Source organism: Bacteroidota bacterium (genome assembly GCA_016183775.1).
Classification (GTDB): Bacteria; Bacteroidota; Bacteroidia; order JABDFU01; family JABDFU01; genus JABDFU01.
This window is the reverse complement of sequence record JACPDY010000162.1, coordinates 1-11,232: the sequence shown is the minus strand read 5'-3', so window position 1 is coordinate 11,232 and position 11,232 is coordinate 1. Positions and strand designations below refer to the sequence as shown.

The 11,232-nt window shown below is 40.6% G+C and carries 4 protein-coding genes; 3 read left to right on the top strand and 1 reads right to left on the bottom strand.

Annotated elements, in window-relative coordinates:
- Positions 1–48: 48 nt before the first annotated feature.
- Together HYU69_17450 and HYU69_17445 are read left to right on the top strand one after the other, a co-directional pair.
- On the top strand, positions 49–2,970 hold the full coding sequence (locus HYU69_17450) for an SBBP repeat-containing protein (protein MBI2272129.1): 2,922 nt from the start codon (positions 49–51) through the stop codon (positions 2,968–2,970).
- Positions 2,971–2,973: 3 nt separating this feature from the next.
- Positions 2,974–6,240 (top strand): SBBP repeat-containing protein, encoded by a 3,267-nt coding sequence (locus HYU69_17445; GenBank protein MBI2272128.1) that lies wholly within the window; start codon positions 2,974–2,976, stop codon positions 6,238–6,240.
- 53 nt (positions 6,241–6,293) lie between these two features.
- Here HYU69_17445 and HYU69_17440 read toward each other — a convergent pair whose 3' ends face one another.
- Positions 6,294–7,871, bottom strand: a complete 1,578-nt coding sequence (locus tag HYU69_17440; GenBank protein MBI2272127.1) for a hypothetical protein — start codon at positions 7,869–7,871, stop codon at positions 6,294–6,296.
- A gap of 146 nt (positions 7,872–8,017) precedes the next feature.
- Between HYU69_17440 and HYU69_17435 the strand changes: the two genes are divergently transcribed.
- Positions 8,018–11,232, top strand: a 3,215-nt coding sequence (locus HYU69_17435) for a hypothetical protein (protein MBI2272126.1), incomplete at its 3' end; no start/stop codon positions are given.

Sequence of the window (11,232 nt, the reverse complement as noted above, 5' to 3'; positions counted from 1 at the left end):
GGAGCCCGACAGGAACATAATGATTACTCTCCGGTCTCGTTAAATAAAATGATACCCAATGAAGAAGAAAATGAAAAAAAATCATGGAACTGCGTAAACATGATAATAAAAAACTCTTCGATCAAAAAAGAAAACATAAAAGTTGAAAATGAGATAACTGTCGGAAATATAAACTACTACCTCGCACATTGCCCCAACGGAATATTTAATGTTAAAACGTATGCCAAAATTACTATTCAAAATGTATACGCGGGTATTGACTGGACCATATATACATCCGAAAACGGCGGGATCAAACACGATTTCATTGTTCATCCCGAAGCAAACCCTGATCAAATACGACTTATTTATGAAGGCGCGGGAAAGTTTCACATGAAGAATAACCGGATTCATTTTGAAAATGAATATGGCGTGTTGAGCGAAGAGAAACTTATCTGTTATCAGGAAAATGAAAAAAATAAAATTAGCTCCGGTTATTCTGTAAAAAAATCGGAGAAACAAATTGAAAATGGATTTTCATATGAAGTTGGGATCCAAACCGGAAAATACAACAAAGACAACATTCTGATTATTGACCCTCAACTTGTTTGGGGCACATTTTACGGAGGGAATACAGATGATGGATTTAACAGTATTGATTGTGATAATGCCGGAAATGTATATGTGGCCAGCTATTCAACATCTACTAATTTCCCTACCCAAACCCTAACTGGAGCATATTATTCAGGTGTATCTTCCGGCGGATGGGATGCGCTTTTGTTAAAATTTTCTAATACAGGGGTTCTTTTATGGGCCACATACTATGGCGGAACTGGCGGTGAAGCATTTTGGTCAATTAATGTATTGAACAATGGTGATTTTTTTGTTTGCGGAATGTCTGACTCTCCAAATTTTCCTACGCAGGCTTGGGGAACCGCTTATTTCAACAATACTAATTCAGGTGGAAGGGATGCCGTGGTTCTCAAATTTTCAAGTGGCGGGGTCCGTGTCTGGGCTACTTATTACGGAGGAACGGGATGGGATGAGGGATTTTGCATAACAACCGACCCAAATGGAAATATATATGTAACTGGTACGTCCGGAGCAGCATTCCCTACTCAAACCTGGGTGGGAGCATTCAATGATAATTTATTTGGAGGATCCAGCGACGTATTTATACTTCGATTTTCAACGACAGGGGTTTTGGATTGGGCCACTTATTATGGTGGTGTCGGTACTGACAGAGGGTCTTCTATCTATTGTGATAATGGAAGCAATATTTACGTTACGGGGGACGCGCAATCGGGATTTCCAACACAAGCAGGTATAGGTCCATTTGCAACAGCTTATTATGACGGAACCATTGGTGGTACACGAGATGCCTTTGTACTTCGCTTTTCCAATGTGGGAGCTTTGGATTGGGCAACGTTCCTTGGCGGACCGCAATCTGAGCAAGGTCAAACTATTATCACAACAAGCACAAACAGTATATATGTAATTGGAAATACGGACGGAGGCTTTCCGGTTATACCAGGCAGTGGCACTTTTACCGGTGCCTACTACGATGCAACCTATGGGGGTTCAACGGATGCCTTTATCGCTCATTTTTCCAATTCGGGTTTAATGGATTGGGCAACTTATTATGGTGGTACAGCATCTGAATATTTTCCATATAATTCATTCGACCATCTTGAGGTTGATGGGTGCGATAATTTATATGTCACTTTCGCTTCAACTTCTACCAATATGAATACTCATAATCCCGGATGTGGTTCTTTTTTTGATGGCACATACAATGGTACCGGTGGATTTCAACCTGATGGTTTTTTAATCAAATTCAGTTACACAGGCACTTTATTGTGGGCAAGTTATATTTCTATAAGCAATTTCAATTACAGAGGAGCTCTTACAACGGATTCAAATAACAATCTTTTTGTTGGCGGCGAATCTTCAACCGGAATGACAGGATTTTTATTTAATCCTGCCGGAGGCGCGTACTATGATAACACCCATAACGGTGGAACTGATGACGCATTCATTTCTAAATTTACTCCGGCCATTCCAACAAAAAATCAGTCACAGCTTAATAGCAGCTCTTGTAGCCCATGTAATGGCAGCGCAACAATTAATTTAACCTGCAGCGAGCCCAATTATAATTATGCATGGAACAATGGCAGTTCAACACAAAATAGTACCAGTGCTACAAATACCATAACCGGACTCTGTCCGGGTTCATATACTGTTACAGCAACAAGCAATTGTAACAAAACACAAACTGCAACTTTTGTTATTACCGGAACAACATGTGGCGGAATAACCGCAACAGCCACTTCGGCGGTAACATGTTCGGGGGCTTTATGTCCAACATTAACAAGTTCGGGGGCAAGCGGAACAATTCCGTACACCTATTTATGGAGTACGGGAGCTTCAACACAAAACATAAACCCCTGTCCTCTTTCCAATACTGTATATACAGTAACCATAACCGATGTAGCCGGATCCACCGCGACCGCAACAGCCTCCGTAACCGTCAACCCCATTATTACTATAACAATTACCCCCACAAATATAACGTGCAGCGGAAGCACAAATGGAAGTGCACAGGTAAATGCCGGTGGCGGCACAGCACCATATACCTATAACTGGAGCAATGGCGGCACTACTTCTAATATCTCAAATCTCACATCTCAAATCTATTCTGTAACAGTTACTGATAACAAAGGCTGCACTACCGTTTCCTCTGTCGCAATAATTTCTCCTCCCCCCCTGTCGGGATTATTTACAAAAGGTACGGCGAACTGCACAGGATGCGGCTGCAAAGAATGGATAATGGTAACTTCTTCGGGTGGCACAGAACCATATTCCTATACATGGCCTGCTTTGGGCGGATATGTGAACAGATACAAAAATCAACTTTGCCCGGGTGCATATACGATAAATATTATTGACAAAAATGGATGCAGCATAAACGTTAACCTTACTACTCCCTAAAGTATGACGACCTATTCAGTCCTGAAACAAATTAGCAAAATTCTTCATCACTCAGCTCTTAGTGTAGCTGTAACATTATTGTTTGTGACATTTACATATGGAAGTACGAACCGTGATCCCGTGTTGAATGCAGAAGTACAGCAATGGAAAACAGCGCAACTATTTTTAGGCTTTCAGGAAAACAAAGGGCAAATGACCGACATGGAAGGAAACCCCGTTCCATATGTATTATATAAGGTTTCTTCTCCCGGACTTGATATTTTTGTTACTACACAGGGACTAACCTATTCCTTCCTGAAGATCGAAGAAAGTGAAGAGGATAAATTTGATAATAATGACATACATAAAGATGGCTTAAGAACCGAGTGGCGGCGTGTAGATATGTTCTTTAAGAATGCATCGATATTAAAAGAAAATATTATTACTGAAGGGAATATCACAAATGGAAAAACTGACCATTACAAAGGACATTGCCCTGATGGGATTTTTGGCATAAAAACTTTTACAAAAATTACCATTAAGCAGGTTTATCCTGGTATTGACTGGACCTTGTATACATCTAAGGATGGCGGACTAAAACACGACCTTATAATTCATCCAGGCGCTAATGCTAAACTTATAAAACTTATTTATGAGGGCAGCGGCAAACTTAACGTCAAAGAAGATCAAATAAAGATTTCCACAAAAATTGGCGATGTAAGTGAAGGAAAACTTGTATGTTATCAAAATAATGAATGCAATAAAGTAGAGTCCTCATATACCATCAAACAGACCAGCAAGCGGATAGAAAATGGTTTTTCATATGAGGTCGGCATAAAACTGGCCTCCTACGATATGGATGAAACGCTTGTCATCGATCCGCAATTGACCTGGTGTACGATGATCGGCGGAAATAACTGGGAAGGCATTAACTCTGTTGATGTAGATGGTGCCGGCAACGTATATGCCTCCTGCTATGTTTACTCAACAGATATACCAATGCTTGGCGCGTACCAGGGGGTTAATAACGGTAAATATGATGCAAGTATCCTCAAGTTCTCCAATACAGGTACACTCCTCCAATCGACTTACTTCGGAGGAACAGAGAATGATATTTGCGTGAGCATTGCTATTGATAATACCGGGAATATATTTCTAACCGGAATTACTGCTTCTGCAAATTTGCCTGTATTAAATGCAGGGACTTATTTTGACAATACGTTGGGGGGAACGAACGACTGCTTTGTTTTGAAATTCAATGCAGCATTCATTCTTCAATGGTCAACCTATTTTGGCGGAGATAATGGCATAGATGATGGAAGGTCGATCGATACGGACGCAGCTGGTAACCTGTTTCTGGGCGGTGCTACCTGGTCATCAGTTAACTTCCCCAGTCTAAATGCAGGAACATATTTCGACAATACCCTCAACGGAACTACTGATGGATTTATCTCTAAGTTTACCAATGCAGGGGCCTTGCTTTGGTCTACTTATTACGGCGGATCTTTAGTGGATGTTGTAAACGCAATAACAATCGATATCAATAATAATTTATTTATTGCCGGTGAAACAACTTCTACAAATTATCCGGTTCTTAATCCGGGTGGAGGAGCGCATTTCCAGGGAGGATACAACGGATGGAGTAGTCCCGCATGCACTTTTTATGCTTCAAATTTTTGGGGAGATGGCGTTATAGCAAAATTCAGTAATACGGGAACTCAGATTTGGTCAACCTATTATGGAGGGAGCTCAATGGACAGGGCTTTAAACATTACCTCTGATCTGTTCGGCAACATTTTCGTTTCGGGTATCACAACCTCTGCAAACCTTCCTCTTTTAAACGCTGGTGCTTATTTCGATAATATTCTCGGATGTATGGACGGATTTATCCTGAAATTTAACGGCGCTACTTGCGCACGTACATGGGCCACATTCTTTGGCGGGAGTGATTTAGAATTTCAAACAAATGATTATGACCGTTTAGCAACGGATAACTGTGGAAACCTATATGCAACCTTCAATTCCGGATCCATGAATACTCCTACACTTTCAAATTCATGCGATTATAAAGATAATTCATGCGGAGGATGTGGAACAGGTATAGTATTCGGAGACGTGGTAATAACAAAATTTTCTCCGACTACATCATTATTATGGTCGACATTTTTCGGAGATGTGAGTACACAGGATTTTCGTGGAGCATTAACAGTTGACAACAACAATGACTTATTTGTAGGTGGTGAATTTCCATTATATACTACAGGTACAGCGGGTCTCCCCCTGGTGAATCCCGGCGGCGGAGCTTATTTTGATAATACTTTTCATGCATCAGATGATGCTTTCATTGCAAAATTCATCCGGGTTCTTCCAACTGTCACCAAATCACAGACTAACAATACCACTTGCGCACCATGCAACGGCAGCGCAACTGTTAACTTAACCTGCAGTGAACCAAATTATAATTATACATGGAGTAACGGCAACACTACTTTAAACAGTACAAGTACAACAAATACTGCCAACGGTCTTTGTCCGGGCACTTACACTGTAACGGTTACCAGTAACTGTAACCAAACACAAACTACAACTTTTGCTATTACCGGTACAACTTGTGGCGGCATAACTGCAACGGCTACTTCGGCGGTAACATGTCCTGGTACTGCATGTCCACCATTAACAAGTTCCGGGGTAAGTGGCACAACTCCATATACCTATTTATGGAGTACAGGTGCTTCTACACAAAACATCAATCCCTGTCCTCTTTCCAATACTACATATACAGTAACCATAACTGATGCTGTCGGATCCACCGCGACCGCAACAGCCTCCGTAAGCATCAATCCCCTTATTACTATAACAATTACTCCCACAAACACAACCTGTAACGAAACCACAAATGGAAGTGCACAAACAAGTACCGCTGGCGGCACGGCACCATATACCTACAGCTGGAGTAATGGCGGCACCACTTCACAGATTTCAAACCTCATCTCTCAGACTTATACTGTAACTGTAACCGATAGCAAAGGCTGCACTACGGTTTCCACTGCCGCAATCACTTCTCCTCCTCCCCTGTCGGGATTATTTACAAAAGGTACGGCCAACTGCACAGGATGCGGTTGTAAAGAATGGGTAATGGTGTCTTCTTCCGGAGGCACAAGTCCTTACAGCTACTTCTGGCCTGATGGGTATCTGAACAGGTATAAAAACCAACTTTGCCCGGGATCATACCTGATAAATATTAAAGATAAGAACGGGTGTAGTCTGAATATTAACCTCACTACGCCATGAATGTGCCGGACCTAAGGGATGACATCGCTTGAAGCGATGTCATCCCTAGGAAATTACATTTTTTTACTCTTTTCTTTTACGATTTCGGCAAAAGTACGATGGGCTATTTTACTATTGAGCCAGGAAGTAATATCAAAATCAGGCGGATCACTGGTAACAAAAGGATTCTTCTTCCTGATCATAAGCAGATCTCTTTTCGCGTCTGAAAAAAGAGTGACAATATCCTTTTTATCACCTGATGACAGATTCATATTTATTAACGCATGAAACAGATCCAAAAGCCTGACTTCATATTCGTTGAACTGTTGCTTAAGACTGGCCGCACGATACAACGACCGGATAATGCTTGACACAAGGTCAAAATTCCGCAACTCATAATGAACAATGAGATTGAGAATGGTCAACGACCTGTGGTGACTATCATACAGCCTTATTGCAGGATTATTAAATTCCACGTTATTCCAATAAAGAGCAGCCCTGAAATCACCCAACCCAAAATAAACCAGTGAAAAATTAAAATAAAAAAACAGCTTATAAAGCTCATTTATCCTCTTGTCATACTTTTTGATAGAATCATTGATCACTTGGATCGCACCCAATGCTTTGTCAAACGCTCCGTTATCAATATACAATTTGAGTTCGAAAATATATGTGGATTGAAAAACAAGGGTATGAATGTAGGAATGTGATTCATTTAAGGTGGCAGCGAATGATCGCATAACATCGATTCCAATTCGCAGTTCATTGTATTTTCCCAATCGCCGGCAATTCAACATATGATTATTAAGTGATCCTATATATCTGATTGGCGAAAAACGGATCTGATCCGGATTACTCTCCATAAGCTGAATGATCCTTTTTGTAAAACGATAACTGTTCAAATGTTCTTCGTTTCTGCTGTAATAAAAATCATAGGCCTTATACCTGTAAAATGCTTCATTAAAATTCTCACCCTCACTTTTACCTGAAACAAAGCCAGTCCGGTTTAATTTTTCAAATAACGCTTTTGTCTCCTGACGTCTGAATGCATCCGACTTGTAAGGAATAGAAAGGAATTGAAAACTTATATTTTTATACGCCCTAACCCTCGCCATTTTTTCAATGATCAGGTCTTCTTCCCTGATTATTTTTTCAGTCTTCTCAACAAGTGAACCGTTTTGCATTTGAACATTATGAATGGTTAGCTTTTCCCAATCCAACAATTGCAGCAAAAGTTCATTGAAGTCATATTTTTTCGCGATCCGTTTTGCTTTAGAAATAACTTCGAAACACTGATCATGCAGATTTCTGTTATATAAGATTTTTATATAATGCAGCCGTTCTTTTACATCTTCCGCCACATCCTCATGGAACAAATGAAGACTTTTGAGTATCATGTTATATAAATACAACTTAGCCGCAGAAAACTGTTTTGCTAAAGGCGTATTCACTAATTTATTATATACTACGGATTCATCGTACTGCTTTATTTTTTTATTCCTTTTCGAAACTTGTTTTTCAATGGCATCAAAAAGAAGGACAGATTGTCTGGCTTCTCTTAAACCACTTTTGGCCGCGAATAATTTAAAATACCGCTTCTCCGACTTACTTAATGACCTGATCAGCAAAAACAGACTTTCATTTTTATTCATTAGAAACAATATTATTTTATACTTATATAATTGTTTATCAATATATTACATATTAATTTGTAAAATAGAAACATAACAAATGTATAAAAAATTCATTGAATTATGGCATGTAATTATTACATTAGGTAACCTAAAACTGCCATAAAATGCGTAAAAAAATACCGAGGGCAATTATTTATCTTTTGCACTCCTGTTTTCAATCTATAATGTATAATGGGGCCTTTATATTTCCGCTCTCCTTCACCTGTCTTTTAGCACAAACACCTACTCCATCAATTCACGGAAGTTCGGAGGCATTACACCCGGAACTCAACTCATCGGATACTATGCGTGGAAACCCTTCGACCCTGCCTGTCCTGAGCAAAGCCGAAGGACTCAGGGGATCCGGTATGAGTTTCACACCCAACAAAGGTCAGTTTGTGGATATGAATAAACAACAACGTCCCGACATTTTATACAAAGGCGAAGGTGGCGGAGCGGATATTTATTTAAGAAAAAGCGGGATAAGTTATGTATTGAGCGATGCCAATGAAAAATGGCACGAAATACATGAGGCGATGGAAGAAAAAGAGAAAACAGATGAGATGATGACCTATGAAGATAAAAAGGAATTCATTGAAGCTATGATGAGTAAAAAGCTTATGAAAATTCATCGTATTGATGTGGACTTTGTTGGCAGAAATGAAACTTATGAAACAATAACTTCCGATCAGATTGACGGGCATACAAACTATTATTTAGGTCATTGCCCGCAGGGAATTACAAAGGTAAACTCCTATAACCGTATAACTGCAAAAAACATTTATCCAAACATTGATATTGTTTATTATGGTGGAAAAGAAAAAGGATTAAAATATGATATTGTTGTAAATCCGGGCGGAGATCCGAATCAAATAAAATTAAAATACACAGGAGCCGAAGACTTAAAAATTAACAATGCAAATAGTTCGGCAGGACCTACAACATTAACAATAAAAACAAGTGCTGGAGAACTTAGCGAATATATACCAAAAGTTTACCAAAATATTAATGGAAAAATCATTGATGTTAAAGCTGAGTATAAATTAGATATGAGAGCTGCCTGCCGGCAGGCAAGGTGTGAGATATTAGACGTGAGGAAAAAAAACAACGCTATAAAAAATTCTCATATCTCATGTCTCAAATCTCACATTTACGAAGTAACCTTTGAACTCGGAACCTGGAACCCGGAACACCCTTTGATCATTGATCCCTGGGCAACCTATTATTCAGGCGGGGGCGCCACTTTTACTATCGGTACCGGATCAGGGGTTGCTGCTGATGGGGCAGGAAGTGTGATTGTGACCGGCAATACAGGCACCGGAGATTTTCCGGTGAGCGCAGGGGCTTTTCAAATGGCTCCGGCTAGTCAGCAGGAAGCTTTTATAGTAAAATTTAATGTGTCAGGCACACGAATTTTTGGAACTTATCTTGGCGGAAATCAAACTGATCAAGGCTATGGTATAGATGCTGATGGCAATAATGATATTTTAATTTCCGGCATGACCAGTTCTACAAACTTTCCAACTAAAAATCCCGGAGGAGGAGCCTATTTTCAAAGTGTAATGGCCGGAAACGGGGATGCATTTGTTGCCAAATTTAGCCCAACGGGTTTACTCATCTGGTCTACACTCTATGGCGGATCCGGAAGCGATCAGGGTATTGATGTTATTACTGATGGGGCAAACAATGTTGTTTTAACAGGGCCAACAGCCTCAGCCAATCTTCCAATACAAGCCCCGTATCAGGCCGCATTAAGCGGGACACAGGACGCCTTTGTAGTGAAATTCAATAGTGGTTGCGTACGACAGTGGGCGACATTTTATGGCGGCACATCTACAGAAAACGCCTTTGGGGTAGATTGTGATGCGGGAGGAAATGTGTTTTTTACCGGCATTACGGCCTCAACTGATTTTCCTGCAATTGCGGCATTTCAGAGTGTTAATAACGGCGGCAATGACGCATTCGCAGTAAAATTAAACGGGGCAACCGGTTTTCCTTTGTGGTCAACCTATTATGGTGGCGCTATAGCTGAGTGGGCAGCCGGCATTGCTGTTGATGGCACGGGAAGTTGTATCATTACAGGAGGCACTACATCTGTCAATAACATAGCAAGTCCGGGGGCAAATCAAACCGTCAATGCTGGGGCATCGGATGCGTATATCGCAAAATTCAGTGCTGTGGGTGTTCGTTTATGGGGAACTTACCATGGAGGAATTAATACAGAAGTGACCGGAGGGTGTGCCGTTGACAACAATAATAATATTTATTGGTACGGAGAGGTTGAAGACCAAAAACCTAATCCATCATGGATCAGTGCCTGTGCATATCAAAGTACTTACAATGGTGCCGAAGATCAACTGATATCAAAATTTGATCCGAACGGAAAACTTCTTTGTACCACAGCCATTGGCGGACCGGGTGAAGAAGACTTTGACGGAGGTTCTGTCGCCCCACATTTTGATATCGCTATATGGGATCCATATCTGTATATTTCTGCACATGTCCGGCAAGGAGGGTACCCTGTTTCTCCGGGAGCATTTCAAACTATAAACAGGAGTCCTACAAAAGGCGAAAATGATGTTTTTATCAATCAACTTTGCCTGAATATTTGCCAGCAGCAATTTTTAGGCACAACGGCCACCGCTAATAAAACAATTGTATGTCCGAATGTTCCTATTTCCTTTTCTTCATCTGTAAACAATGCTTGTGATACTACAGGTTTGCGATTTAAGTGGACTTTTACTGGGGCAACTCCCGCTTCTTCTACAATATCAAATCCTGTTATCTCTTACAGCACTCCCGGATTCTATTCTGTCAAGCTTGTCGTCTCTACTCCCTGCCAGAAAGATTCGGTGCTCAAAACAAATTATATCATTGTAAACCCCTGCACAATAAATGCTACCGCATCAACATCTACAATTTGTTCCAGCAACTGCACCAATATTACAGCAGCAGGATCAAGTGGCACTGCTCCTTATACCTATAGCTGGAATACCGGCGGAACCTCTGCAACGGTGAATGTTTGTCCGGCTACAACTACTGATTATACAGTTATGGTAACTGATGTGAATGGAAATTATGCAGCTACAACCACAACTGTTTTTGTGCATCCCCTTTTATCAATGACTTCTACAAGCACTAATGCTACGTGCACCACTAATGGAAATGCATCTGTTACTGTTACAAGCGGAACAGCTCCCTATACATATACATGGAGCAGCGGCCAAACTTCAACTTTCAGCGGTTATGCACCAGGGAATTACACAGTAACAGTTACTGATGCAAAAGGATGTACGCTTACAAAATCATTCAGCTTAACCAGCTCCAGTCCGGTCACTGC

Excerpts from the sequence above, each read along its gene's own strand:
- HYU69_17450 (MBI2272129.1), top strand. The coding sequence starts at position 49 with ATGATACCCAATGAAGAAGAAAATGAAAAAAAATCATGGAACTGCGTA.
- HYU69_17445 (MBI2272128.1), top strand. The coding sequence starts at position 2,974 with ATGACGACCTATTCAGTCCTGAAACAAATTAGCAAAATTCTTCATCAC.
- HYU69_17440 (MBI2272127.1), bottom strand. The coding sequence starts at position 7,871 with ATGAATAAAAATGAAAGTCTGTTTTTGCTGATCAGGTCATTAAGTAAG.